Origin of the sequence: Candidatus Kurthia intestinigallinarum (assembly GCF_003991225.1) — a bacterium.
In the GTDB taxonomy this organism is placed as follows: Bacteria; Bacillota; Bacilli; order Bacillales_A; family Planococcaceae; genus Kurthia; species Kurthia populi.
Map to the genome: position 1 here is coordinate 546338 of NZ_JTFC01000031.1, position 25733 is coordinate 572070.

The following is a 25733-nucleotide window of genomic DNA, read 5'->3' on the forward strand; positions in this document are numbered from 1 at the left end:
TTAACCAATAATCACACGCTCTTTTGGGTAATGGAATTTTGGTTTTTCTGATTTGCCTCCAAGTGAATACAAGAAGGAAATCAAGCCAACTCGTCCTATAAACATGAGTAACATAATAATGATTTTCCCAAAGGAGGACAGGTCTTCGGTCAGTCCGAGAGACATTCCACATGTACCGAACGCAGAAGTGATTTCAAAAACAATTTGAATCAAGGTTGCACTCTTTTCAGACAATGCAAGTATCATTGTTGAAATGAGCACCATCATACACGCTAATAAAATAACGGCAAACGATCGATATACATCAATTAAATAAATTTCACGTTTGAAGATTTTAATATCTTCCTTACCACGCGCAAAGTTGTATAAAAATAATGCAGCAATCGCAAAAGTTGTCGTGCGAATACCACCACCTACTGAACTAGGAGAGGCCCCAATAAACATGAGGAAGCTTAAAAACATATCCGTTGATTCATGGAATTGCGTAACATCTACCGTTGTCAAGCCAGCTGAGCGTGTCGAATTCGACTGAAACATTGCGGCAAATAAAGCCTCATGCCAACTCATCCCTTTGAATGAATGGAATGATTCAATTAATAATACGACAAGTGTTCCCACTACAAATAGCACGCCATATGTAACCGTTGTGATTTTTGCAAATAATGAAAAGCGGAACACCTCATTATGCTTACGCTTTAAAAATGCTTTTACTTCCACTAATACTGGAAAGCCAATCGCGCCAAGTGTAATTAAAATCATATGCACAACTTGTACAAAATAATCATTACGAAACGGTGCCATCGATGTTCCTGTAATATCAAACCCACCATTTGTCGTCGCAGACACAGCACCAAAAATACCATGTAGTAACGCTTGTCCAAATGTATCATGGTACGGAGTGAAATAAAAATAACATGTTAAAATTATCGCACCTACTGCTTCAATACTTAATAAAATTTTAATAATTTCTTTAATTAAATGCACAACACCAGATAAATTATATTGATTGTGATCGACCATAATCAGCTGGCGCTCTCGCAAGCCAATTTTTTTCCCGACAACGAGCCATAAAAATGTACCCGCTGACATAATACCAATCGCGCCGAGTTGTAAAACAACGAGCAACATGATAATGCCAAATAATGAATACGTTTCAGAAACATTAATCGTCGTGAGTCCGGTTACGCTAACCGCACTAACAGCTGTAAATAAGCTATCAAGCCAGGATACATGAACACCTGGCTTATGTACGCCCGGTAAACTCAATAGGATAAAGGAAACTGTCATCGCCGCAAAATAATATAAAACGATTACTTGGAAAGGTGTTGCACGTTTTTTTATCTTTTTTATACTTCCCATAAAATCGAGTCCTTTCAATTAGTTAACGTCATAATATCCTATTGTAGGAGAAAAGTTTGTAAAAAGATAGACTGTCTTATCCGAAAGAATTGTCAATATATTATTCCCTATAGTTACATATACAACCATAAAAAAATACTAGAATAAAATGTATCGGTTCATAAAAAAAAAGGAATCGCGCCCGCGCAATTCCTTCTTCACTTATGCTTATTATTTATTTTTAGTGTTGTTCTTTTTTCGCACTACGAACACCCATAATATAACCACCAACAGCTAATAACACAAGTACTGTCCAGAAGATAGCTTTCCATGTAAATGAATGTGGGAAATGCTCATCTAATACACCAATGTCTTTATGTGCTAATGTCATCACTGTTAATTTTACACCAACCCAACCTACGATTAAGAAAGCAGCTGTTTCAAGTTGTGGGTATTTTTGAAGTAATTTAACGAATGCTTGTGCAGCGAAACGCATAATGACAAGCCCGATAATACCACCTAAGAACATAACGGTGAATTGACCACCATTAATACCGCCAATTTCCCACTCACCCCAATGAGGAAGTGTGACAGCTAATGCTACTGCTGCAAGCATTGAGTCAATTGCGAATGCTAAATCGGCTGCTTCTACTTTTACAACCGTCATCCAGAAGCCAGAGCCTTTTTTCACTGACTTTCCTTCTTCATCTACATGCTCATCATCGTCATGCCCTTTCCGCAGATCATATAAATTCTTCGCGCTAATGAATAGTAGATACGCAGCACCGATTGCTTGTACCCACCATAATTCGACGATTAATGTAATCATGAATAATGCAGCGAAACGCATAACGAATGCACCTAGTAAGCCGTAAAATAATGCTTTTTTCTGTTGTGCTGGTGGTAAGTGTTTTACCATTACAGCCATTACAACGGCGTTATCAGCTGCTAATAACCCTTCTAATGCAACTAGCACAAGTAGTACCCAACCATATTCCAATAATAGTTCCATTTGGATTTCTCCTCCTTTTTTGAACAAACAAAAAGAGACCCATGCCTAAATAAAGGCAAAGGTCTCACTTAGCAAAAAAGTTTTGCTCTTATAACCGATGATCTCTCTATAGATCATGTACTGACGATTATAAGGATAGGAACACGTCCTATAGCTACTCCCCCTTGACCGAAGTCAAAAGTTTATTCTGTTTGTTGTTACTGTTATTATAACAACATCTATTTCAAAAAGTAAATAAAAAAATACCGCTTTTGAAAATTTACATTTTTTTCAATTAAATTAAGTCCCGATACTATATAATTGTAACCATTTAACATATAAATACCTATCATCTAAAAACAATTATCATATTTTATTGATGTCATTACTAAATTTGTTATACTTAATTATAAGAAAATGATTCAGGAGGATTTTATGAGTGACATCCCTTTATTAACAAAAAATATGGACATGACATTAGAATTTTTTTTCTCGCAAAAAACAAGTTTATTTGTCATAAGCGATTGTCATTACAATCATTTTAAGGCGCAAGTATTTCACTATGCCCCTTTATTAACAACAATCGACTATGAAGCAATTAGCCATATTCAAACATGGGATATACTTCGAGATACTTACTTCATGTTAATGATTCCAAAAGATCAATACTTTGAAGAACCACTTACTAGCATGATTTTTAATGTCCGCCACCTGATTTTAAAACATGTACGAGAAAACGTAATATTCCCAACAATATTTGAAGCCATTCAACAACAACCTTCACGTGCTTATATCGCAGCAATTTCCATAACACGCTATTTAACGTATTGGTTAAGCGATATTTTCAAAAACTCATCATTACCGAATGAAGTACTACAAAATGAAGCATTACGTAATATGGATATTCGTCCACTCTTTGAAGAAAAATATAGTGCAATCGAACCTGTGCCTTCTGCAATCACAAATCTACAGGGGCGTATGTTGCGAAAAATCATTCAGTATTCGAATACACATGAGGAAGCATTAACAGTTCAATTACAGCAAGCTTTAGTAGATGCTCGTACACAATGGTCTATTTTTGAAAATCATCATGTTTAAAGAAAGTAGGGATTATATGCAAACGAAAGAGTATGAAAAAATCATTCAATCCCTTGAGCAACTGTTCTGTGAAGGTGCCTATGAACAGGCAAAAAACCAAGCATGTCATTATTATCAACTCGCTGCTGAAGAAAAAAATGATTTTGTTGAGCTTCACATGCTGCGCTACATGATGATGGCTAGTTCCAATTTAGGACAATATGAAATTTTATTGCACTTCTTTGAACGCTACGAATACCTCTGTCATGAGCTAGATGATGAGCAAAGCAAATTATTTTTAAATTTATATTTAACGTTTATTTATAACTATCAAGGCTATTACGAACAATCAATGTATGTACTAAAACGAGCATGTCGAATGGCCCTGAAAAAAAAGAACCAGCTCGCAATCGTCGAATCATTTAGTAACGCGTGTCATACAGCAACACTATTAAAAGATTATTCCCATGCGATTCAATATGCACTCATTGGTATGGCCCATCTTAGCGATGATATCAAGCATCCTATTTTGGCGATGCGGATTGAAATGAATTTAAGTGAAGCACTTATTTATGACGGACAACTTACGTTAGCACAGCGCTATATACAGCGTAATCGAACCATTATTGAAGAACCTTGCTATACGCCATTTGCGAGTGACCAAGCAACATACTATCGTCTAAAAGCGCTACTAGCACAACAAGACCAGCAGCTACTTGCAGCAAAGGTGTATTTAAAGCAAGCATTAGCGATTTTATTACGTAACTCACATATGGCTGATTTAGTTAACGTGATCCACGCAAATCTGCTATTAGCAAAAACATGTGCAGATGATACGTACGCCAGTGCAATGGATCATGTCCTCACAACACTAACGACGAACACATATCATCAGCGCATTGATGATATTACAACATTGAATGTTCAGCGCCATGTAAAGCGCGATAAGATGGCTACCCAACTATTTGATGATGCCATGGGCTCATACCGTGCTAAAGGTGTATTTCAAATTGTCAATGATTGGTTAGCACAACACGATCATGTCGATTGTGCTGTGATGACCATTGATACGCTCGATGAGAAGGATGCACGCTTTCAACAACTGATACAGCAAATCCATCTACTCATGGCGAATCAGCATAGTATGGTCGGCTTTAATTACCAACAAATTTTACTGTTCTGGCGTAATCAGCCCCGTACACATATTACAGCTCAGCTTTTGCAAATTGAACAACTTATTCAGAGCAATGGCTTAGTCGCAACAATTGGTCAAAGCTCAAGTAATAATGATACGATTTATGCGAAAGAGCTGCATAACTTTGCCTATGCGCAGCTCTATTATATGCGTGAATTAAATACACAAATTAATATGGAACAAAATTAAAATGAGATTGGGACAAAACATGTCATGTTCCTTTTTTAGCGTTCGCAACGAAAAACCGGAACCGCGCTTTTACGCGATTCCGGTTTTTCTTATGATCATAGGAGAGATTGTTTTTAGACGTATCTCCTAGCCTCTTTTTAGTTATTCTTTTCAACGAATTCAACAAAGTTTGTTGTCACCATGTCTAAAAAATTCACCGTGTTATCATCCGTTAAATTGCCTTGTTCATCAAATTTTGTATGCGCTGCACCAACAACCACTTGGTTTGCACCAGCTAAAAATGGGGAGTCAATACCAGGTGAGCGTAAGACATCATATAAATGTGCTTGTGCTTTTACAGTGCCTAATGCACCCATTGAAGCCCCCATTACTAATGATGGCTTTCCGACCATTACACGATTAACACGTGATAGCCAGTCAATAGCATTTACCAAAACGCCTGGCATCGTACCATTATACTCAGGTGTGAACCAAATCACTGCATCTGCTGCCGCTACTTTTTCTTTAAAGCTTTTTACTTCTTGAGGTGCATCATTTTCAATATCTTGATTATACAAAGGAATATTTTCCAATGTCAGTACTTCCATTTCAAATTTATGCTCAAATTGTTTTGCTACAAAATTTGCGAGTGCTTTATTTAATGAATCTTTGCGAACTGAACCTACAATACCTACTACTTTCATACTTTACGACCTCCATTTTATCTCAATTTCAAGATGATTGTATCGCTTCATGTAATATTTTTCAATTATTTTGACTTATAAAAGTCAAAATACCATAAAAAAAGATACTTTCCTAAGTAGGAAAGCACCTTCTTTTACTTATAGTAAGCTATATAGCTCAACTTCTGGATATTTATCTTCGAACCAACGCATCGCGAATTGGTTTTCAAATAAGAATACTTTATTGCCAAAACGATCATTTACTAAAATTGATCGTGGACCAGTCATTGAATCTTTGATTACTTCTTCATTACGAATCCAGCGCGCCATTTTTTGGCCGATATGTTCCATAATAACATCCACATTGTATTCATTTTTCATTCGGTTTTCAAATACTTCAAATTGTAATTGACCAACCGCACCAAGAATGATGTCTTCTGTAAATAATGTTTTATAGTACTGAATTGCACCCTCTTGTACAAGCTGGTCAATCCCTTTATGGAAGTGTTTTTGTTTCATAACGTTTTTCGCACTTACACGTACGAATAACTCTGGTGTGAATTGTGGTAGTTTTTCGAATTGGAATTTCTTTTTACCACCAACGATTGTATCACCAATTTGGTAGTTCCCTGTATCATATAAACCGATAATATCCCCTGCTACGGCTTCATTTGCTGTTTCACGATCATCCGCTAAAAATGTTGTTGCTTGTGTTACTTTAAATGATTTGCCTGTGCGGTTCATCGTAATATTCATACCGCGTGTAAACTTACCAGAAACGATACGTACAAAGGCAATACGGTCACGGTGAGCTGGATTCATATTTGCTTGAATTTTAAATACAAAACCTGAGAAGTCTTTATCTGTTGGCTCTACAATTGTTTCTTGTTCTGTTAAACGAGGTTGTGGCCCTGGCGCAAATTTTAAGTATGTTTCTAAAAATGTTTGCACACCAAAGTTTGTTAACGCAGAACCGAAGAATACAGGTGTTAATTGACCTTTTTCAATCGCTTCTTCAGAGAAGTCATTTCCTGCTTCGTCTAATAATAAAATGTCATCTAATGCTTGTGTATAATAAGACGTTTTTGTCATATCATTTTCAACATCAATTGTTCCTTCATCATTTAATGGAATAAAGCGGTCTTCTTCTTCCGTACGGAATTGTTCAATACGACGATTATAACGATCGTAAATTCCTAAGAATTCTTTACCCATACCGATTGGCCAGTTCATTGGATATGCATTGATACCTAATACTTCTTCTAAGTCTTCAATTAGTTCCAATGGTTCTCTACCTTGACGGTCTAATTTGTTAATGAATGTGAAAATAGGAATACCACGCATACGACAAACTTGGAAAAGTTTTTTCGTTTGTGCTTCAATCCCTTTCGCAGCATCAATAACCATGACTGCACTATCGACAGCCATTAACGTACGATACGTATCCTCAGAAAAGTCTTGGTGCCCTGGTGTATCTAAAATGTTAACTCGGCAACCATCGTAATCAAATTGCATTACAGAAGATGTTACTGAGATACCACGTTGTTTTTCGATTTCCATCCAGTCAGATGTCGCAAATTTCCCTGTTTTTTTACCTTTTACAGTACCCGCATCGCGAATTGCGCCACCGAAGTATAAAAGTTTTTCTGTAATTGTCGTTTTACCAGCATCGGGGTGAGAGATAATGGCAAAGGTACGACGTGAAAGAATATCTTGTTCTAAATTCGTAGTCATGTTGTTCTCCTTTATTTTAAATCAATATACGATTAATCATTCAATTTATAACTGCTACTTGTACACCTACATAAGATATCACCTATTAGTTTAAATTCAAATGCTCGTGTTCTATTACTTAACTTATCAAGTATATCAAAAATGAAAGCATGAAAAAAGAGGATGTGCTTCGAATACACTATCCTCTTTCATACAATTACGCTTTTGTAACATTTAGCACTTGGCCAATTTTAATCGTTGATGATTTTAAACCGTTCCATTTTTTTAAATTCGTTACAGTCGTACCATACTTTTTCGCAATTTTTGTTAACGTGTCGCCTTTTACTACTTTGTATGTCATGTTTGCTTTTGCTGTTAATTTTAATTTTTGACCAATTTTAATCGTTGATGATTTTAAACCATTCCATTTTTTTAAATTTGTTACAGTCGTACCATACTTTTTCGCAATTTTTGTTAACGTATCGCCTTTTTTCACTGTATGAATTGTCGCTTTTTTAGACGTTTCTGTCACATTAATTGATGTATCTTTACCTGCTGGTGTTACAGTCGTATTTGTCGATGACGTATCTTTTTCATCCACTGTAGGTACTGTTTTTGAAACATATAAGGTTTGACCAACAAAAATCGTTGTCGTTTTTAATGAATTCCAGCTTGTTAGATTTTTCACTGTTGTACCATATTTTTTTGCGATTTTCGTTAACGTATCACCTTTTTTCACAACATAGGTTGTACCTTTTGAAATCGAATTCCCTGTTTGTGTCACGGTCGTATTTGAGCTAGTAGAACCTGTTGTTAATGGTGCATCGAATTGTGTTAAATCATAGCGTGCGATTAAGTCGTTTAATTTTGTGTTGTAACGAGTATCTGTTGCATATGTACCTGTTAAGGCTTTCGTTGCGTCTTTATATGTTTTTGCGTTTTCACGCCACGCTTTACTATAATATTTTGCGTTCCAGCTAACACCGTAACGTAATTTTTTTGCATTATCTTCTAATGATTCTTTGTAAGAAGGATATTTACGGAATTTTGCTGTGATTGTGTAGTACTGCCCCTTACCGTTATCTTCTAATGTTTTCATATTCACATATTGCCCGTTATAGTCACCTTTAATGCCGAATAAGTTATAATTTGGTGCTGAAGCTAGCGCGCTTCGACCATAACTACTTTCTAAAATCGCCTGTGCCATCATAACCGAGCCATAAATGCCATATTGTTGAGAAAGCGTCACAACATCTGGTGAAACTTGATCAATAAAACTTTCGACAGTGGCTGTTGCACTTTTCGCTTTTGCTAAAACTTTTGTGTTTTCCTCAGCTGTATTTGCCGTTAAGTTGCTTACTGTTGATTCTTTTTGCACAGCTGTTGTTGCCTGAACAGTTGAAGCAAGTGTTGCGGTAGTCACAACGGTTGCCATTGCTGCTGCAAGCCATTTGCCTTTTTGATTCATGTAACTATTCCCTTCTCTATAACCTTTTTCTGTTACTATTAGATAACATTAGAATACCATTAATGTTTCAAATTGGGTAGGACACTAAAAAAATGACATAAACATCACATAATTGTAATGTTTATGTCATTTTTCGACAATAATTATTTAGCGTATTTTTTTGCCGCTTCATCTAAAGCGATTTGGGCATCGCTATGCGGATACTTTGTGTTTTCAATGATTTGATAATCTTCATGGCCTTTACCTGCAAAGAGGATTAAATCCCCAGGTTCAGACATTTGTACAGCATGACGCACCGCTTCTTCACGGTCCCCGATACATGTATAATTTTTATGTTCCATCCCTTTTTCAAGGTCGCCCATAATTGAATCATACGCTTCGTAACGTGGATCATCTGTTGTTAATATAACATATTCAGCTTTTGACGCTTTACGTGCCATGTCTGGACGTTTCGATTTATCACGGTTACCACCTGTACCAATCACAAAAATCATCTTGTTCTTTTTGTATGGCATTGCGGCATCGATTGCTTTCTCAATTGCGTCTGGTGTATGTGCATAGTCAACGAAAATATCGATTGGTAAATCACCTGTTGGTACACGTTCCATACGACCTTTAATCGCTGTTAAGCTTTCTAATTGCTCGATAACATCATCGATTGGATAGCCTTTTGCGTAAAGTGCTGCAACGGCTGCAAGTGCATTGTAGACGTTAAATTCACCTAATAATTTTAATTCCACATGGCGTTCGCCTTCAGGAGTTAACATCGTGAATTCTGTATGTTCATTATGATACGTAATATCCACACCACGGAAGTCTGCTGTCTCATCGTGAAGTGCATAGCGCCAAATCGGGAATGGTGTTAGCGTTTCGTATTTTTCGCTCCAAGCATCGTCTGAGTTTAACACGACATGTTTATCTTTTGTTAAATCTTGGCCAAGTTGTGAGAATAACATGCCTTTTGCATTCCCGTAGTTTTCCATTGTTCCATGGAAATCTAAATGGTCCTGCGTGAGGTTTGTAAAAATCGCGACATCAAAGTCAATACCTGTTACACGTCCTAATACAAGACCGTGTGAGGAGACTTCCATAATCATCGCACGACAATGCTCTGATTTTGCACGGAAAATCATTTGTTGGGTAGAAAGTGCATCACTTGTTGTATTTGAAGATTGATATAATGTGCCATTAATATCAAAACCAATTGTTCCTTTTAATGCTGATTTAATACCTAATCCAAGAAGCATTTTTTCAATCATATTCGATACAGTCGTTTTACCGTTCGTACCTGTAACACCAATCATTGTTAAATCTTGTGATGGGTAGTCAAAGAATTTCGCCGCTAAAATACCTAGCGTACGATCTGTACTGCGGACGATAACTTGCGCCACATCACCTGTTAAATCTAGTTCGCGCTCGGTAACAACGACTGTTGCGCCGCTATCAACAGCTTGTTGTGCATAATCATGCCCATCTACTGTATAGCCCTTAATACAAATAAAAATTGTTTTTTCTTCTACTGCACGTGAATCAATCGCCATATTACGCACTTCTTCTGGAAGTGTACCGACGATACGTTTTTGCGCTAAGCGATGTAATAGTTCTGTAGTTTGCATAAAATTAGTCCTCCTCATCGATCATTGGAGAAGTAACATAAGCGTATAATAAAGCAGCTGTATGGCGTAAAGAGTCTACATGTGTACGTTCAAAAGCATGTGATGATTCAATGCCTGCACCGAATAATGCATGGCGCACATCAAAGCCTGCGCGAATTGCTGCCGATGCATCCGAACCATAATGTGGATAAATATCGAGCTTATACTCAATATTATTGGCATTAGCAAGAGCTACTAACTGACGAGTCAATTCATAATGGTAAGGACCACTAGAATCTTTCGCACAAATTGAAACCGTATATTCATCAGATTGTTGGCCATCGCCAATTGCACCCATATCGACTGCAATATACTCTACGGTTTGCTCTGGTACGCTTGCATTTCCCCCGTAACCGATTTCTTCGTTGTTTGAAATATAAAAGTGAGTTGTGTAAGGGAGTTCAATTGACTCGTTTTTAATCAATTTTAATAATTGAATAAGAAGTGTTGTACTCGCTTTGTCATCTAAATGGCGAGATTTAACAAAGCCTGATTCCGTAAACTCAAAACGGTTATCAAATGAAATAAAGTCGCCTACTTCAATACCTAATGCACGCGTATCTTCTGCTGATGTTGTCTTCGCATCAACACGTACTTCAATATGCTTTTCGTCGCGTGGTAACGTGCCCATTTCACTGTAAACATGGACAGATGTTTCGTGCATTAATATAGTACCACGAATTGCTTCACCTCGTGCGGTATGAATTGTACAATATTCACCTTCTACCGCATTCCAGCGGAAACCACCTACCATTGATAATGCAAGGCGACCAGAAGATTTTACTTCCTTCACCATGGCACCTAATGTATCCGTGTGCGCTGTTAATAAACGATGACGGTCATCATTTTTCCCTTTAACAGTCGCAATAAGCGCACCTTTATTTGTTTGTACATATGATACACCAATGTCATCTAGCATACTCGCCATCAATTTCATGATTTTGGTCGTATAACCCGATGGACTTGGTGTATTTGTTAACGTTTCTAATAGTTGAATGGTTTCTTTTTCATTAAAAATTTGCACAGTAGAAAATCTCCTTTATTTTTAAATAGTAGAAAGGCGTAAATATATTCTTCCATCATATCAAAATATGCCTTTTTCCGACAGAGAGAAATCATGGTATGATAGTATCATCAAGTATTCGAGGTGTCTTTATGAAGAACTCTACTAGTTTACGTAGAAGAAATCAATTCTTGCTATTTCTTTATACACTTGGCATGTTTTTATTTACATTTCTATGTATGATTCGTGGACTAGATTATCCACTTGCCGCTCCAATTATTTTTGTTATAATCGGCGGTATTTTTTCGATTATTTTTGCAACAAAAAAATTAAGCGAGCCTTTAAATGCTGCTCTTATCATTCTTTTATTAAATATAACGGGTGTCGTGACACTAATTAATACCGATAATCCTTTTTACGTTTTATTCCTAATTTTTGACTTATTGCTTATTTCGCTTTATTTTTCATTCATACTCAACGTTGTCATGCTCATTGTGACGTTTCTTGAAACTGGTTTGTTAACGTATTGGTTATTTCCAGAGCTATGGCGCGCCTTATCTAGCGAGCAACTCTTTTGGCTCCTCATCTCAATTTTATTTCTTATTACGTTTAGCCTCGTTCAAGCACTGTATTTACACGCATCAAATCGATCAATCGAACGAAAAAATGTTTCAATGGAAAAAGAGTTTGAATCAAAAGAAGGCTATTTAAAATTGTTTTTTGAGAACGCAAAAGATAGCATTGCTGTTTTTGATTTAGATAATAAAGTCATTGCCGCCAATCCCGCTTTTGTAAAGCTCTATGGCTGGTCCTTAGAAGAAAGCATCGGTCAACAAATTCCGATGGTTCCGCCAGATTATTATGAAGCTTCGAAAAAACGTATTACGAATATGGTCGCTGGTGAAAGCTTTGACTTACTCCAAACAAAAGATATGAAAAAAGATGGCACTATTTTTGATGCTGAAGTAACATTGTCACCTATTTTCGATGCAAATGGACAAGTTATTGCGACGTCCGTTATTACACGTGATGTTTCGTATCGTAAGGAAGCGGAGGAATTACGTGTGCAGTCTGAAAAATTAAAAGTGGCGGGTGAAATTGCAGCGGGTGTTGCGCATGAAGTGAAAAATCCACTATCCGTTATTTCAGGCTTCGTTCAAATGATGAATGAAGATGTCAATTCGCCCTATACTTACTATACGAAATTAATTAAATCTGAGATTGACCGTATTAATTTAATTATTAGCGAATTCTTAGTGCTATCTAAACCACATGCCCAAGATGCAAAAGATTTTAATATTGAGCATATACTACAAGATATGCTTGCGCTCTTTAAACTTGAAATGGATGTTAAAAACATTACAATTCATGAGGTTTGGGATGCACCAAATGCTATTATCAAAGGGGATGCTAACCAAATTAAACAGGTGTTTATTAATATTTTCAAAAATGCGATTGAAGCCATTGAAGCAGAAGGTCATATCGATTTTGCGATGACAACCACTACTACGCACGTCGTTGTAAAAATTTCAGACAACGGCATTGGTATGAAAAAAGACGTTGTTGATAACATTTTCCAACCATTCTATACAACGAAAGAAAAAGGAACAGGTCTTGGCATGATGATTACTGAAAAAATCATTCATGAGCATAAAGGAGATATTAAAATTAAAAGCACATATGGTGTAGGTACGGAATTTACAATTCTATTACCACTCAGCACAATTTTTTATAACAATTAAAAAAACACTTCCAGGTAGTATTCTCTGGAAGTGTTTTTTAGTTAGCGCATAATTGTTTTTACTAATGCGACTTTCTTTTTATACGGTGGGAATAATACATTATTTGCGAGTTTTGTTGAACGTTTCAAAATTGATTTTGGATGTGTGAAACAGTCAAAGCTTGCGCGGCCATGATAATTTCCCATACCCGATTCACCTACCCCACCAAATGGTAAATGTAGTGAGCCAACATGTGTAATCGTATCATTAATGCAACCGCCACCAAATGGTAAGTTTTCTAAGAAATAATCAACAGCCTTATCAGACTCAGAGAATAGGTACGCTGCAAGTGGTTTTGGTTTCTTTTTAATTAAACGGATTGCCGTTTCTAAATCTTCGTACACTAAAATCGGCATAATCGGGCCAAAAATTTCATCTTCCATAATCGGACTATTCCATTTTACATCTTGTAAAACAGTAGGAGCGATGTACAGGTCTTCAGGATCTTGTTGGCCACCAATCAATACCTCACTCTGCATTTGCTGTAGCAATGCGCTTAATCGGTCAAATTGACGTGTGTTAATAATCCGACCGAAGTCTTTTGAATTTTGGGGGTCTTTGCCGTAAAATTTTGTCAGCGTTTTTTTCAATTGACGTAAAAATGGTACCTTTACTGATTCATGCACAAGCACATAATCTGGTGCCACACATGTTTGACCGGCATTTGTGAATTTACCCCATGCAAGACGTTTTGCAGCCACCTCTAAATTAGCTGTTTGATCAACGATAGCCGGACTTTTACCACCTAACTCAAGGGCATATGGCGTCAGGCGCTCTGCACAGGCAGCAGCGACAATTTTGCCGACTGCGACGCTCCCAGTAAAGAAAATAAAGTCAAATTCTGCATGAATTAATCCTTGCACTACTTCTTTCTCACCTTCTACAACAGCCACATATTCACGGTCAAATGTTTCCTCTAAAATTTGGCGAACGATCATCGCTGTGTATGGCGCTGTTTCAGCCGGCTTCACAATCGCTGTATTGCCGCCCATAATTGCGCCTACTAACGGCTCCATGACTAATTGGAATGGATAGTTAAATGGCCCAATAATACAGGTCACGCCATATGGTTCGCGTACGATAAAGCTTTTCCCTGGTTGAAATTGAATTGGTGTAGATGCTGTTACAGGATGCATCCATTCCTCTAAGTTTTTCAGTGCGAAACTAATCGAATCGTAAAGAATACCAATTTCTGTTGCAAAAGCTTCAAAGTCACTTTTGTGTAAATCTCGATATAACGCTTCGGTAATCTTTTTCTCATTACTAGAAATGGCCTTCTTCAGTTTTTTCAATTGGTCTTTTCGAAAAGCTAATGAACGCGTTGCACCACTATCAAAATATCGGCGTTGTTCGTCAATTAAATGTTCAATATGTTCCACGTGTTGTTTCCCCCTTCACTTCACTATTAGTTGAATTGTATCACTTTTCCACGCTTCTCTTCCATTCGTACCTTCTCAAATTATTCCAAATAAAACGGTTTAAGACATCCCAAAAGGAGGAAAGCTAATAAATAACGACGAGAAAGGATGATGAATGATGACAGTATTCTTTACTTCACAAGCAACAGCGAAAAATGGACGAGAAGGTCATGTTGAATCAAATACCGGTTCAATTAACATCGACCTCACAAATCCAGCGAAAGATAAAGATCCTTCAAAAACAAATCCTGAAGAACTATTTGCAGCAGGTTATGCAGCCTGCTATGATGGTGCGCTCAACTTAGCAGCGAAAAAAGCCGGCCATAAAATCGACTCTACCGTCACAGCAAAAGTTAGCCTACAATCAGATGAAAATGATGGTGGTTTTAAAATTGGTGTCATTCTAGTTGTTGATATTCAAGGTGTATCCCAAGAAGTTGGTGAGGAACTTACGGCTACTGCCCATCAAAATTGTCCATACTCTAAAGCAACACGTGACAATATCGATGTAGAAATTATTACACAAGCACAAATTTAATGTTGCATTTTTTTAAAACATCTGTATAATTAAATACTAGGTGCCAAACCTATTGCTATTCTTTTTTGAATAGCAGACTTACTCGCTCATAACAGCCGGATGCTGGAGCGAGTTTGTTTTTTTCGGCGGGAAGATGAGCTCCCGCCATTTTATTTTGTCTAAAATCGTATGCACATATATAAAAAGGACGTTCACACTGTAATTTCAATGTGAACGTCCTTATTTTATTTAGACAAATAAATTTAATAGCAAGTAAATTAATCCTGCTAATGTTGCTGAGATTGGTAATGTAATAATCCATGTTAAGACGATTTTACGAGCAACGCCCCATTTTACGCCTTTCACACGTTGTGCTGCACCAACACCCATGATAGCTGAAGAAATAACATGTGTCGTTGATACTGGCAAATGAATCAATGTCGCACCGAAAATGATTGAAGCAGATGAAAGGTCAGCTGCTACACCATTTACTGGACGAATTTTCATGATTTTACCACCAACTGTTTTGATGATTTTATAACCACCAATTGACGTACCTAGACCCATTGCAAGCGCACAGGCAAAACGTACCCATTCCTGTACCTCATCATCTGATTGCATACCTGCAGCAATTAAAGCCATTGTAATGATACCCATTGCTTTTTGCGCATCGTTTGTACCATGCGTGAAAGCTTGTAATGCTGCCGTACCAATTTGTACTGTACGGAAGCCTTTATTCGTTTTATATAAATTAAAGCCCTTAAATATAACTTTAAAGAGTGACATCATCAAGAATCCGACCGCAATCGCGATAAACGGAGATAGAAGTAACGCTTGTAAAATTTTAATGAAGCCTTCGTAGTTTAAAATACCAAAACCTGCTGCGGCAATTGCGGCACCCGCAATCGAACCGATAATTGCATGAGATGAACTTGATGGAATCCCGAAGTACCATGTAATTAAGTTCCATGCAATTGCGGCAATTAATGCTGCTAAAATAACGAGCGTCCCATTTTGAAGAGCAAATGGGTCAACAATATCTTTCGTAATCGCCTTCGCTACACCTGTGAATGTAATCGCACCAACAAAGTTCATGATTGCTGCCATAATTACAGCTGTTTTTGGTGGTAACGCACGTGTTGAAACCGATGTAGCAATGGCATTTGCTGTGTCATGGAAGCCGTTAATGAAGTCAAATGCAAGTGCAAAGACAACGACCAAAAGCGTTAAAAGTATTAGTGTATCCATCTAATCAGCCTGCCTCTTATGCATTTCGCATGATGATTGTTTCCATAGTATTGGCTACTGTTTGGCAATCATCCGCGATATCTTCAAGTTGTTCGTAAATATCCTTATACTGAATAATACGAATTGGATCTGTTTCGTGTAAGAACAGTTGCTTGATTGATTTTCGTAATACTTCATCACATTTTGATTCGTAATCTTTAATTTTAATAGCATTTTCGCGCATCTCAACTAATTTTTTGTTTTGCAATTTCTCCATTGCTAACACAATTTCATCTGAGCTTGCTACGATATTTTCTACGAATCTGTTCATCGAATCATCTGCTTCAACAATACCAAACATGTCAAAGTGGGCGATACATTCTTCCATACCGTCTAATACATCATCCATGCTGTTCGCAAGTTGTAAAATATCTTCACGCTCGATTGGCGTCATAAATGATTTGTTTAACATCACGATTAATTCATGAATTAACTTATCACCATCTGTTTCATATTGTTTCATCTGCTTGCTAATCTCAGCTAGATCTTCTTTGTTATGGATGTGGAAATCATTTGCGAAGTGTAAACCTTTTTGAACATTCACTGCAATTTCCGCTAATTTGTTAAAGAATGGATCGTCTTTTTTTCGATTAAACATAAGTTCCTCCTAGAGCTTGTGTGTTTTCTTTTTTATAAAAATGAAGCTGTTTACAGCCTCGTATTTCCTAGTTCAACGGCGTAGCCCTCTAGCTTTTGTCGCTTGCCTTAGTCATCTTAACAATTTTTTAATTCCGTTGCTTTGAAATTTACATTACTTAATGCAATATTTACAATTCTGTAATATTACCGTTCATTTTTTGGAAAAAATGTTGGTAAATTTAGTATTATTCCTCACAAAATAGCTGAATAAGACTTTAAAAAGATAATATGAATGTCTTTTCAAACAGTATACCCGTTTTTTCATGACATTTCGCCTTTTACAATTTACAAACTAATTTTCAACAAAAAAAGCAGCTCACATTGCTCATGAGACTGCTCTTTTTAAGGAGTTATACCATTAAATGATGGGTTTCATTGTACTTTCCAAGCCACCACTTGCTATCTTTTGTATACATCGTACTAATGCCTCCATTAGATAGCCTTGCATTTTGCGGGAACAGATCATCGTTTTCAACAATTTGAAATAAATTATGAATAACTGCACCATGTGCCACTAAAATAACAGCATCGTTCGGATATTGCTGTTCGATAATACGTAAACCTTCTTTTAAGCGTGCAATAAAATGTGAAAATGATTCCTGGCCCGGATAATTTTTTCTAGGATACACTTTTGAACGTTCTTCATACGTCATCCCCTCCGCTTGGCCAAATGCACGCTCTTGAAACGCTGATAATTGGGTAATTGGTAACTGAAATGGCTCATTTATAATCGCGGCCGTATCCGAAGCACGTTTCAGGGGGCTCGTAAAAATAGCGACTGCTTTATTGTCATGAAAATAATTTCTACATGCGGTCGCCTGAGCAATGCCACTCGTATTTAATGGTATATCTGTTGCCCCTTGTAAGCGGCCTTGGCGATTCCAATCCGTCTCGCCATGTCGTACTACATAGACCTTTGTCATCGCTTTCCACCCCATTTGTTTAGTCACTTCATAGTAACACAAAAATTGGAATTCAGGCATCTTTTCATATGAAAATAGCGCTCTCTAAAGAGAACGCTATTTGTTGATTATGAGCCTTTTTTAAATCCTGCTTTTTGTGCTTCTTCTTCGCTACAAAACATTTTTTCTTCTTGTACATTATCGTAATTATTTGTGCCTGGAAGGAAGTAATTTTTATTACCCTTGGCATTAATATTTCCTTTAATTGTACAAGCCTCATCTGATTTCGTTGATGAATTATTTGTTGAAGATGTTGTTTTAGATTGTGCTTGAGTTGCTTTATTTGTTGATACAGATTTTTCTAATGAGCCATTTTTATCTGGATTTTGTCCTGCTGACCAGCCTGGCACTTTTGATTTTACAAAGCCGCGATTTGTAACATAGCCTGGATATTGCCAAATCCCGCGATTCGCTGCTTTCGCTTCATCCTGCGCCTTATAATAATCATCTAAATGTGCAGCTTGTTTGTTGTAAACATAGCCTACACGTACAAGTCCCTCTTTAATTAACTGCTCCTGTACACTTTTACCGTCCACATAAACATATGCTAATAAACGACCGTATTTATCTTTTTTGTCACCCGTTTTATCAAACTCAAGTGACACTACTTCCGCGTTATTAATTAAATCACGATTTCGCTTTTGGGCTTCTTTCCCAAACGGCTGTTCTCCGAGCTGTTTATGATACATTTCTGGTGCATCAATTAATAAAAAACGCACGCTCGATACTTTACCATCATACTTTACCTTCATTGTGTCGCCATCCATGACACTAACAACTTCCACTTGTTCGCCTACTATTTTTTGTTCGTTTGAACCCGTAGTTGATGATGTCAACGTGTTCGGTTCTGTACAACCTGCTAATACAAATAGCGCAGCTGCCACGAATAATCCTATTATTTTTTTCATATAACGTCCTCCCTCTCACTCCGTTTATTTTAACGAATAAAAAAAGGGCTGACAATGCAACCCTTGCGTTTTAAACGAATTCATATTGTGGCAATGTCTCGCCACGTTCTTCTAAATCACGAATTTGGTGTGCTAAACGTGATGATGCCGCCGCTGCAATACTACCGACTAAATCATCTAAAAATGTATGAACCTTATCACCATCTTTGACATCTAATTTATTAATGATACCGATTTTTTCTTTATCTAAATGGCCATATGTCGTCAGTGAAATACTACCATATGATTGTGCTGCTCCAACCGCAATCGTTTCATCGATTCCAAATAAACTTTCATCTGAAACAATTAGTTGCTGTAATGGCTGTGATAATAAGCCTTTTTCCGCTAATTCATCTAGTTCAATGCCGACTAAAACAGCGTGCTGAATTTCACGTTTCCCTAATACTTTATGCACCGATTGATCACAGTGCTCGATTGTCAGGCCTTTACTATACGGTGCTTGCACAGTATAGACAATTTCGGCGATATCCCGTACAGTCACACCACGACGTTCAAGCGCCTTATATGTGGCTTCTGTTACTTCTTTAGACGGTACTTTTAACGCGCGATTAAACATAAATTAATTCCTTCTTTCTATGTTGCATTTATCTCAATGCTTCCTATTATAACTTACTATGATTGTATGATACAATTCTCCTACAATTGATAAAGGAGGTTTCTTTCGTGGAAACTGGTACCATCAAAGAATTTTCATTTTACAGCGATTCGTTAGCTGAAGAACTAACAATTTATATTTATTTACCTGCAGACTACACCCCAATGATGAGCTATCCTGTCATTATTGCTGCAGATGGCAAAGATTATATCCAGCTTGGTCGTGTTTCAGGAGTCATGAACGAATTGATTGAAAATGGTGATATCGAAGACACCATTTTTGTCGCAATTCCTTATAAAAGTGTCCAAGACCGCCGCGATAAATATTTACCTAGTGGCATTAAACATGAGGCCTATCTAACATTTCTAACAAAGGAGCTCATTCCTTATTTAGACGACAATTATTCAACCGAAGATGCGCCAGAAGCTCGTACATTAATAGGCGATTCACAAGCCGCAACCATTTCACTACTTGCAGCACTTCGTCATCCTGAAACATTCCACCATGTCATTATGCATTCTCCTTATGTCAATGAAGAAGTAATGGAAATTGTTCGGAATGTACAAAACGTTCAGGACTATACAATCTATCATGCAATTGGCAAAAAAGAAACAGAAGTGCGCACAACTGACCATAAAATAAAAGATTTTCTAACGCCTAACCGCGAGCTACATGCACTAATGGTGGCACGTGAATTTAATTTGTATTATATCGAATTAGAAGGTGACCATACGTGGAAAACGTGGCAGCCTGACCTACACCGCGCCTTCATACAAAACTTTTTGCTGTAATTCCCTATGCTCTCGCTAAATTTTTCGCCGTTTTTCTGTTATACTAAAAATTACGATAACTGTTATTTTAAGGAGGCTTTTTTCATGAATTATGGTATTGTTGCTTTTCCATCAAAAGAATTACAAGATTTTGCGAACTCTTATCGCAAACGTTATGACTCACACTACGCACAGATTCCGCCGCATATTACATTGCGCTCAGCTGGTGAGGCCAACGACACAACGTTACAAGAGCTTGCAGAACAACTGCATGAATCAGCTAGTCAGTTAAAACCGTTTGAAATTCATATTGGAAAAGCGAGTTCATTCTCACCTGTTACAAATGCGATTTATCTAAAAATCGATCCAACACCTGAGCTAGAAAACATCCATGAACTGCTATATAAAGAGCCTTTTGGTGGTCAACCACCACATAAATTTGTGCCACATATTACATTAGCACAAGGGCTATCTGCTAGTGAGCACGATGACATTTTCGGTCAAATTGGGATGGGAAATATCGATTTCACAGAAACAATTAGCCGCATTCATTTACTTTACCAACTAGAAAATGGTTCTTGGTCAGTTTACGAAACGTACCGTTTACGAGGTGAGTAATTTGCAAGATGTCATTGTCAAAATCGCACAATCTGAGCAAGAAAAAGAAGATGCCTTTTTTATTCGAAAAGAGGTATTCGTTAAAGAACAAGGACTTCCATTGCCACTTGAAATGGATGACCTCGATAAAATTGCGACACATATTGTTGCTTATTATAATGAGTCACCAATCGCAGCAAGTCGAATTATCGTTGATGAGAAATCATACAGCGTAAAAGTCGAACGTCTTTCGGTACTACCGAAATTTAGACGTAAGCAAATTGGTGTCCAAATGATGCAGACAATCGAAGCATTTATCCGTGAAAATTTCCCGAATGTCTCTTTAATTAAAATCCATGCACAAATTCATGCGATTCCCTTTTATGAAAAGCAAGGATTTCGCGTCACATCGCCCGAGTTTATGGATAATTATATTCCGCATCGTGCGATTGAAAAAGAAATTTAAACATGCAAAGGCAGAAATCGTTTAGTAACGATTCCTGCCTTTTTTGCGCATAGAAAAACCTGTAGCAACCCGCTACAGGCATATATAATTATGCATATGCATTGATAACAAAGCCTTTGCCAACAATTTCTGCCGTCGACATTGGTTTTGGTCGATACCTGACTACTTCTTCTGTAGAGGTAGCAGTAGGAACGGGAATATGCTGACGGCGTTTTTCACGCTCTTGCTTCATCAACAAGCGCTCTTGCTGTCTGCGTACCTCCGCATGAAAACGCTGCTGTGCCTCTACTGCTTGCACCCCTTCAATATAAGTAAAACGCTGATCTTTCAAAGCTAAACGATTAGCATAATCCGCATACTGCAACGGTGTGGTCGGTAAAATATAGCCCATACTAACTACCTCCTTTCTGTAATTTATTATTCCTTCTGAAGAGGTTTTACAAACTAGGTCTATGTTCCATTTTTCATTATTAGTTCTAAGGAAATAAAAAAACACAGGAAAGTATATTTCTCAATACTTTCCTGTGTTTTTTATCACATCAACTTATCTATGAATAAAGTTGCGATACCTAAATAAATTAAAATACTTGTAATATCATTTAATGTCGTAATAAATGGACCGGATGCAACAGCAGGGTCAATTTTCATGCGGTCCATCACTAATGGAATCAATGTTCCCGCAACGGTTGCAACAACAATCGAGCAGCAAATGGCAACACCGACAAGCGCGCCAAGAAGTAGCTCATGTTGCCAGAAGAATACGATACCAAGCGCAATGACACCACATACAAGCCCCATAATAATACCCGTAAGCAGCTCTCGAATGACAAGTTTCATTTTACTTTCTTCTTCGACATCCCCTGTCGCAATACCACGAACAGCAACGGCTAGTGCCTGCGTACCACTATTTCCGGATGTACCGCCAATCAGTGGAATAAATGCTGCAAGTAACGCGACTTTTGCTAAAGTGCCGGTAAATAAATCGATTAAATTGGCCGTAATCATGCCTAAAAATAATAAACAAACAAGCCAAGGCAATCGTTTTTTTGCCGCTGAAAAAGGACTTTTATCGAAGGTTTCCATATCAGATACCCCGGCAAGTTTTGAGTAATCCTCGCCCGCTTCTTCATCGATAACATCGATAATATCATCGACGGTAATAATCCCTAAAATTTCATTGCGTGAATTAACAACTGGTAACGCCACAAAGTTATAATCACGCATCACTTGTGCGACATCCTCTTGGTCATCTGTTACTTGTGCGCTCACGACACGCTCGTTTCGAATGTCTCGAATAAGCGTATCTTCTGACGCCACAATTAAATCTCTTAATGACAAAACGCCCGTCAATCGATTGCGGTCGTCTACCACGAAAATATAATAAATCATTTCTGCATCAGGTGCGGCATTACGCAAAATCGTCATCGCTGAGCGAACGGTCGAGTTCTCTGCAACGGCAACATATTCTGTCGTCATTAAGGCACCTGCTGTATCTTCTTCATAATGTAATAATTCTCGAATGTCTTGTGCAGATTCTGAGTCCATCATTTTTAAAAAATGACTTGTTTGGTCTTGGTCCAGCTCATTTAATACGTCGACAGCATCATCGGTATACATTTCCGATAGCATTTCTGCCGCATAGCTTGGCTCCATTTCTGCGATAAAGATTGGGTATTCCTCATCATCTAACTCAATCGCCTCAAAAATCGTTGCCAATTCTTTTGGGGACAAATATTGATAGATGATCTGACGTATATCAGGCTCCACCCTTTCATAAAATTGACCTTGATCGTATGGGTGAAGGTCTAAAAATTCTTCGCGAAACAGCACAATTTCTCCTTCTGTCAAAAGTGAAATCAAGCGCGCTTCATCAAATGCTTCTTCTTGACGGTCCTTTAGCTCTTCTACCATATTGTCCCCTCCTTTCGGATAACACGTTTCTTTGAACAAGGCTAATACTAACATTTTCCTCCTCGTTTGTTAACTCCCTAAAAATACGCGTTTTTGGATTTCTACACAAAAAAGAGGCACGTATAAACGGCCTCTTTCATTTCTATACTAATAATGACTGCATATCTGCTGGCAATGTTGTATGCCATTCGAGTGATTGCTTTGTTAAGGGATGCTTTAAGTGTAAACATACACAATGAAGCGCCTGGCGAGGTATCGCATCTCGCTTACCTCCATATAAGTCATCGCCAACAAGCGGGTGACCGATATGCTTCATATGCACACGGATTTGATGTGTACGTCCGGTATGTAGGCGTAGGCGGACATGCGTCATCGGCTCACCTTCATGCACGAAACGACGTAACACGCGGTAATCGGTATGCGCATGCTGCCCATCCTCGCGTACCATTCGTTCAATGATGCTATTCTCTACACGACCAATTGGCGCAATAATAGAGGCCTCATCTTCTGTGACGTGCCCGTGTACAATCGCCTCATACTCACGAAAAATCTCATGTGCCTGCTGTTGTGCGCTCATTATATGATGAATATGACGATGCTTTGCAACACACATCAGACCCGATGTATCACGATCTAGCCGGTTGACAACATGTACAGTTGAAGGAATATTTTTCGCTTTGAAGTAGCCTGCGACAATCGCCGCGGTGCTACCCTCTAAATGCACATGTGATGGAATCGTACTTTGATAAGGTGCTTTATTTAAAATTAACAGTTCATTATCTTCATAAATGATGTCTAAATCACCTTGTTGAGGCACTAAGCCTTCACTCAGCTCCTCGCGAGGAAACTTTACAACAACCGTATCGTTCGCCTCTAAACGATAGCGCACGTTTTGCTCCTGACCATTCACAGTTATTTCGCCACCATGAAATTTAATCGCTGTTAATGCTTTTTTTGAAATGCCATATCCCTGCAGTGCACTTCTTAGTAAGACTGGTTCTTTTACTGTAAATGTAATCGTATATCGGTTATCCATAATTAGTCCTTTAAATCACTGTCGATAAATGAATCATGTACACGTTGCCAGAATGGAAATGCCTTGTAGCGCGCAAAACGAACTTTTTCTTTTGCGACACGATACTCGATGGATTTCACATTTTTATGTAGCAATTGCACGTGGTCAACGGTTACCATGAAATCTTCCGCTTTAACGGGCTTTAATAGGCAATGATGATGTGATGGCAATACAAGTGAAGAGCCGACTGTACGGAATACACGGTTATTAATTGAGGCCATTTCTGTTAGTTGTAATGCCTCAAGAGATGGATGCAAAATCGCCCCACCAAGTGCCTTATTATACGCCGTACTGCCAGATGGCGTTGATACACATAAACCATCACCACGGAAGCGTTCAAAGCGACGTCCATTTAAAACAACGTCCATCACAAGAGTTACTTCTGATGATTTAACCGTTGATTCATTTAACGCTAAATACGTAAAACTTTCTTCTGAGTCACGGTAATTCACCGTTACTTCAAGTAATGGATACTCGCTAATGCGGTATTCACCTTTTGCGATTGAAATAACAAGCTTCTCAATATCATTTGGCTGCCAATCCGCATAAAAGCCTAGGTGCCCTGTATGAATGCCGACAAACGCAACTTCTGACAACATATGCGTATAGCGGTGGAACGCGTGTAATAGCGTGCCATCACCCCCGATGGATAGCACGATATCTGGTTTTTCTTCATCTAGTTCTAAGCCAAAATCGGTTAAATAACCAATCGCTCGCTCCATTAACTCATTTGATTGTGGATCATTGCGTGATTGTACGGCAAACTTCATACATTTTCCCCCTTATCCTGACCACTCTCGCCACGAACAACTGGCTTAGAGGCCTCCTTGTATTCTGTAAAATAGGCTTGTGCTTCATGAATTTCGTCGCGAATTTGCGACATCTCTTCATCGAGGCGAAAAGCCGCTTCAGCAGCACTTTGTAGACGTTCGGAAATCTCCGATGGAAAAACGCCCTTATATTTATAGTTTAATGAATGCTCAATAGATGCCCAGAAATTCATCGACAATGTACGAATTTGAATTTCTGCTAAAATAATCATTTCCCCCTGAATCGTCGCCACTGGGTACTCGACTACAATATGATACGAGCGATAACCACTCGGCTTAGCATTCGTAATATAATCTTTTTCTTCAACGATTTTTAAATCGTGACGCTGACGCAGTAACTCCAGTACAGTCGGAATATCATCGACAAACTGACACATTACACGAACGCCCGCAATGTCTTGCAGCTCATGTGCTAATCGTTCTGATGGCTCAAACACCAAGCCCTTCGATAACGTTTTATCGTAAATACTCGCTAGTGGTTTCACGCGTCCCGTTACGAACTCAATTGGTGACGTTTCGTTATTACGCTGAAACTGTGTACGAATACCTTTTAGCTTAATCTTTAACTCATCAACGGCTTGTTTATAGGGCTGTAAAAACCGATCCCATTGTCCCATGACAAGTCC

Annotated in this window: 25 protein-coding genes; 7 read left to right on the top strand and 18 right to left on the bottom strand. The window is 38.0% G+C overall.

Annotation, left to right across the window (positions count from 1 at the left end):
- A complete protein-coding gene (locus QI30_RS11310) occupies positions 1 to 1359 on the bottom strand; it encodes a TrkH family potassium uptake protein (protein WP_020189278.1) in 1359 nt (452 codons plus the stop codon).
- A gap of 220 nt (positions 1360 to 1579) precedes the next feature.
- On the bottom strand, positions 1580 to 2350 hold the full coding sequence (locus tag QI30_RS11315) for a TerC family protein (RefSeq protein WP_126990845.1): 771 nt from the start codon (positions 2348 to 2350) through the stop codon (positions 1580 to 1582).
- Positions 2351 to 2764: 414 nt separating this feature from the next.
- On the opposite strand from QI30_RS11315, the gene QI30_RS11320 reads away from it, so the two are divergent.
- Together QI30_RS11320 and QI30_RS11325 are read left to right on the top strand one after the other, a co-directional pair.
- Positions 2765 to 3427 (top strand): hypothetical protein, encoded by a 663-nt coding sequence (locus QI30_RS11320; protein ID WP_020189276.1) that lies wholly within the window; start codon positions 2765 to 2767, stop codon positions 3425 to 3427.
- Between the two features lie 16 nt (positions 3428 to 3443).
- On the top strand, positions 3444 to 4790 hold the full coding sequence (locus tag QI30_RS11325; protein WP_126990846.1) for a hypothetical protein: 1347 nt from the start codon (positions 3444 to 3446) through the stop codon (positions 4788 to 4790).
- A gap of 137 nt (positions 4791 to 4927) precedes the next feature.
- Here the strand turns inward: QI30_RS11325 and QI30_RS11330 are convergent, their stop codons facing one another.
- The 5 genes from QI30_RS11330 to QI30_RS11350 all read right to left on the bottom strand — a co-directional run bounded on the left by QI30_RS11330 (position 4928) and on the right by QI30_RS11350 (position 11312).
- Entirely contained in the window at positions 4928 to 5473 is a 546-nt protein-coding gene (locus tag QI30_RS11330) for an NADPH-dependent FMN reductase (protein ID WP_126990847.1), read from the bottom strand.
- A 138-nt stretch (positions 5474 to 5611) separates the two neighbouring features.
- Positions 5612 to 7186, bottom strand: a complete 1575-nt coding sequence (locus tag QI30_RS11335) for a peptide chain release factor 3 (protein WP_020189273.1) — start codon at positions 7184 to 7186, stop codon at positions 5612 to 5614.
- Between the two features lie 196 nt (positions 7187 to 7382).
- Entirely contained in the window at positions 7383 to 8633 is a 1251-nt protein-coding gene (locus QI30_RS21170; protein WP_126990848.1) for a LysM peptidoglycan-binding domain-containing protein, read from the bottom strand.
- A gap of 143 nt (positions 8634 to 8776) precedes the next feature.
- Positions 8777 to 10249, bottom strand: a complete 1473-nt coding sequence (locus QI30_RS11345) for a UDP-N-acetylmuramoyl-L-alanyl-D-glutamate--2,6-diaminopimelate ligase (protein WP_126990849.1) — start codon at positions 10247 to 10249, stop codon at positions 8777 to 8779.
- A 4-nt stretch (positions 10250 to 10253) separates the two neighbouring features.
- Positions 10254 to 11312, bottom strand: a complete 1059-nt coding sequence (locus tag QI30_RS11350) for a M42 family metallopeptidase (protein WP_020189270.1) — start codon at positions 11310 to 11312, stop codon at positions 10254 to 10256.
- 131 nt (positions 11313 to 11443) lie between these two features.
- Between QI30_RS11350 and QI30_RS11355 the strand changes: the two genes are divergently transcribed.
- Positions 11444 to 13033: a two-component system sensor histidine kinase NtrB gene (locus tag QI30_RS11355; RefSeq protein WP_233600572.1), complete on the top strand. Its 1590-nt coding sequence runs from the start codon at positions 11444 to 11446 to the stop codon at positions 13031 to 13033.
- Between the two features lie 41 nt (positions 13034 to 13074).
- On the opposite strand, the gene QI30_RS11360 is transcribed toward QI30_RS11355, so the two are convergent.
- Positions 13075 to 14451, bottom strand: coding sequence for an aldehyde dehydrogenase (locus QI30_RS11360; protein ID WP_126990850.1), 1377 nt, complete (start codon positions 14449 to 14451; stop codon positions 13075 to 13077).
- A gap of 154 nt (positions 14452 to 14605) precedes the next feature.
- Here QI30_RS11360 and QI30_RS11365 point away from each other — a divergent pair, with 154 nt between their 5' ends.
- Positions 14606 to 15028 (top strand): Ohr family peroxiredoxin, encoded by a 423-nt coding sequence (locus tag QI30_RS11365; RefSeq protein ID WP_020189267.1) that lies wholly within the window; start codon positions 14606 to 14608, stop codon positions 15026 to 15028.
- A gap of 228 nt (positions 15029 to 15256) precedes the next feature.
- On the opposite strand, the gene QI30_RS11370 is transcribed toward QI30_RS11365, so the two are convergent.
- The 5 genes from QI30_RS11370 to QI30_RS11390 all read right to left on the bottom strand — a co-directional run bounded on the left by QI30_RS11370 (position 15257) and on the right by QI30_RS11390 (position 19419).
- The gene (locus QI30_RS11370; RefSeq protein ID WP_020189265.1) at positions 15257 to 16255 is read right to left on the bottom strand and encodes an inorganic phosphate transporter; all 999 of its coding nucleotides are present in this window, start codon (positions 16253 to 16255) and stop codon (positions 15257 to 15259) included.
- A 16-nt stretch (positions 16256 to 16271) separates the two neighbouring features.
- Complete coding sequence (locus tag QI30_RS11375) at positions 16272 to 16892, bottom strand: DUF47 domain-containing protein (protein ID WP_020189264.1); 621 nt, start codon at positions 16890 to 16892, stop codon at positions 16272 to 16274.
- A gap of 391 nt (positions 16893 to 17283) precedes the next feature.
- Positions 17284 to 17856: a histidine phosphatase family protein gene (locus QI30_RS11380; RefSeq protein ID WP_126990851.1), complete on the bottom strand. Its 573-nt coding sequence runs from the start codon at positions 17854 to 17856 to the stop codon at positions 17284 to 17286.
- A gap of 107 nt (positions 17857 to 17963) precedes the next feature.
- Entirely contained in the window at positions 17964 to 18803 is an 840-nt protein-coding gene (locus QI30_RS11385) for a thermonuclease family protein (RefSeq protein ID WP_126990852.1), read from the bottom strand.
- A 70-nt stretch (positions 18804 to 18873) separates the two neighbouring features.
- On the bottom strand, positions 18874 to 19419 hold the full coding sequence (locus QI30_RS11390) for a phosphatidylglycerophosphatase A family protein (protein WP_020189261.1): 546 nt from the start codon (positions 19417 to 19419) through the stop codon (positions 18874 to 18876).
- Positions 19420 to 19526: 107 nt separating this feature from the next.
- Here QI30_RS11390 and QI30_RS11395 point away from each other — a divergent pair, with 107 nt between their 5' ends.
- The 3 genes from QI30_RS11395 (at position 19527) to QI30_RS11405 (ending at position 21291) form a co-directional block, all read left to right on the top strand.
- Complete coding sequence (locus QI30_RS11395; RefSeq protein ID WP_020189260.1) at positions 19527 to 20249, top strand: alpha/beta hydrolase; 723 nt, start codon at positions 19527 to 19529, stop codon at positions 20247 to 20249.
- A gap of 84 nt (positions 20250 to 20333) precedes the next feature.
- Entirely contained in the window at positions 20334 to 20846 is a 513-nt protein-coding gene (locus QI30_RS11400; RefSeq protein ID WP_020189259.1) for a YjcG family protein, read from the top strand.
- Position 20847: 1 nt separating this feature from the next.
- Entirely contained in the window at positions 20848 to 21291 is a 444-nt protein-coding gene (locus QI30_RS11405) for a GNAT family N-acetyltransferase (protein WP_020189258.1), read from the top strand.
- Between the two features lie 88 nt (positions 21292 to 21379).
- On the opposite strand, the gene QI30_RS11410 is transcribed toward QI30_RS11405, so the two are convergent.
- The 5 genes from QI30_RS11410 to QI30_RS11430 form a co-directional block, all read right to left on the bottom strand.
- The gene (locus tag QI30_RS11410; protein ID WP_020189257.1) at positions 21380 to 21682 is read right to left on the bottom strand and encodes a hypothetical protein; all 303 of its coding nucleotides are present in this window, start codon (positions 21680 to 21682) and stop codon (positions 21380 to 21382) included.
- Positions 21683 to 21825: 143 nt separating this feature from the next.
- Positions 21826 to 23202, bottom strand: a complete 1377-nt coding sequence (mgtE, locus tag QI30_RS11415; protein ID WP_126990853.1) for a magnesium transporter — start codon at positions 23200 to 23202, stop codon at positions 21826 to 21828.
- 142 nt (positions 23203 to 23344) lie between these two features.
- The gene (locus tag QI30_RS11420; protein ID WP_126990854.1) at positions 23345 to 24238 is read right to left on the bottom strand and encodes an RluA family pseudouridine synthase; all 894 of its coding nucleotides are present in this window, start codon (positions 24236 to 24238) and stop codon (positions 23345 to 23347) included.
- 2 nt (positions 24239 to 24240) lie between these two features.
- A complete protein-coding gene (locus tag QI30_RS11425; RefSeq protein WP_020189254.1) occupies positions 24241 to 25047 on the bottom strand; it encodes an NAD kinase in 807 nt (268 codons plus the stop codon).
- Positions 25044 to 25724 carry a GTP pyrophosphokinase gene (locus tag QI30_RS11430; protein ID WP_020189253.1) on the bottom strand — a complete coding sequence of 227 codons (681 nt, stop codon included), beginning with the start codon at positions 25722 to 25724 and terminating at the stop codon, positions 25044 to 25046. The genes QI30_RS11425 and QI30_RS11430 overlap by 4 nt, the downstream gene beginning before the upstream one ends.
- Between the last annotated feature and the right edge of the window lie 9 nt (positions 25725 to 25733).

What these genes read in the sequence shown, in the direction of transcription:
- QI30_RS11385 (WP_126990852.1), bottom strand. Translation starts at nt 18,803, where the DNA reads ATGAAAAAAATAATAGGATTATTCGTGGCAGCTGCGCTATTTGTATTA.
- QI30_RS11380 (WP_126990851.1), bottom strand. Translation starts at nt 17,856, where the DNA reads ATGACAAAGGTCTATGTAGTACGACATGGCGAGACGGATTGGAATCGC.
- QI30_RS11315 (WP_126990845.1), bottom strand. Translation starts at nt 2,350, where the DNA reads ATGGAACTATTATTGGAATATGGTTGGGTACTACTTGTGCTAGTTGCA.
- QI30_RS11325 (WP_126990846.1), top strand. Translation starts at nt 3,444, where the DNA reads ATGCAAACGAAAGAGTATGAAAAAATCATTCAATCCCTTGAGCAACTG.
- QI30_RS11420 (WP_126990854.1), bottom strand. Translation starts at nt 24,238, where the DNA reads ATGGATAACCGATATACGATTACATTTACAGTAAAAGAACCAGTCTTA.
- QI30_RS11355 (WP_233600572.1), top strand. Translation starts at nt 11,444, where the DNA reads ATGAAGAACTCTACTAGTTTACGTAGAAGAAATCAATTCTTGCTATTT.
- QI30_RS11310 (WP_020189278.1), bottom strand. Translation starts at nt 1,359, where the DNA reads ATGGGAAGTATAAAAAAGATAAAAAAACGTGCAACACCTTTCCAAGTA.
- QI30_RS11410 (WP_020189257.1), bottom strand. Translation starts at nt 21,682, where the DNA reads ATGGGCTATATTTTACCGACCACACCGTTGCAGTATGCGGATTATGCT.
- QI30_RS11365 (WP_020189267.1), top strand. Translation starts at nt 14,606, where the DNA reads ATGATGACAGTATTCTTTACTTCACAAGCAACAGCGAAAAATGGACGA.
- QI30_RS11390 (WP_020189261.1), bottom strand. Translation starts at nt 19,419, where the DNA reads ATGTTTAATCGCGCGTTAAAAGTACCGTCTAAAGAAGTAACAGAAGCC.
- QI30_RS11370 (WP_020189265.1), bottom strand. Translation starts at nt 16,255, where the DNA reads ATGGATACACTAATACTTTTAACGCTTTTGGTCGTTGTCTTTGCACTT.
- QI30_RS11345 (WP_126990849.1), bottom strand. Translation starts at nt 10,249, where the DNA reads ATGCAAACTACAGAACTATTACATCGCTTAGCGCAAAAACGTATCGTC.
- QI30_RS11430 (WP_020189253.1), bottom strand. Translation starts at nt 25,724, where the DNA reads ATGGGACAATGGGATCGGTTTTTACAGCCCTATAAACAAGCCGTTGAT.
- QI30_RS11320 (WP_020189276.1), top strand. Translation starts at nt 2,765, where the DNA reads ATGAGTGACATCCCTTTATTAACAAAAAATATGGACATGACATTAGAA.
- QI30_RS11335 (WP_020189273.1), bottom strand. Translation starts at nt 7,186, where the DNA reads ATGACTACGAATTTAGAACAAGATATTCTTTCACGTCGTACCTTTGCC.
- QI30_RS21170 (WP_126990848.1), bottom strand. Translation starts at nt 8,633, where the DNA reads ATGAATCAAAAAGGCAAATGGCTTGCAGCAGCAATGGCAACCGTTGTG.
- QI30_RS11375 (WP_020189264.1), bottom strand. Translation starts at nt 16,892, where the DNA reads ATGTTTAATCGAAAAAAAGACGATCCATTCTTTAACAAATTAGCGGAA.
- QI30_RS11400 (WP_020189259.1), top strand. Translation starts at nt 20,334, where the DNA reads ATGAATTATGGTATTGTTGCTTTTCCATCAAAAGAATTACAAGATTTT.
- mgtE (WP_126990853.1), bottom strand. Translation starts at nt 23,202, where the DNA reads ATGGTAGAAGAGCTAAAGGACCGTCAAGAAGAAGCATTTGATGAAGCG.
- QI30_RS11425 (WP_020189254.1), bottom strand. Translation starts at nt 25,047, where the DNA reads ATGAAGTTTGCCGTACAATCACGCAATGATCCACAATCAAATGAGTTA.
- QI30_RS11330 (WP_126990847.1), bottom strand. Translation starts at nt 5,473, where the DNA reads ATGAAAGTAGTAGGTATTGTAGGTTCAGTTCGCAAAGATTCATTAAAT.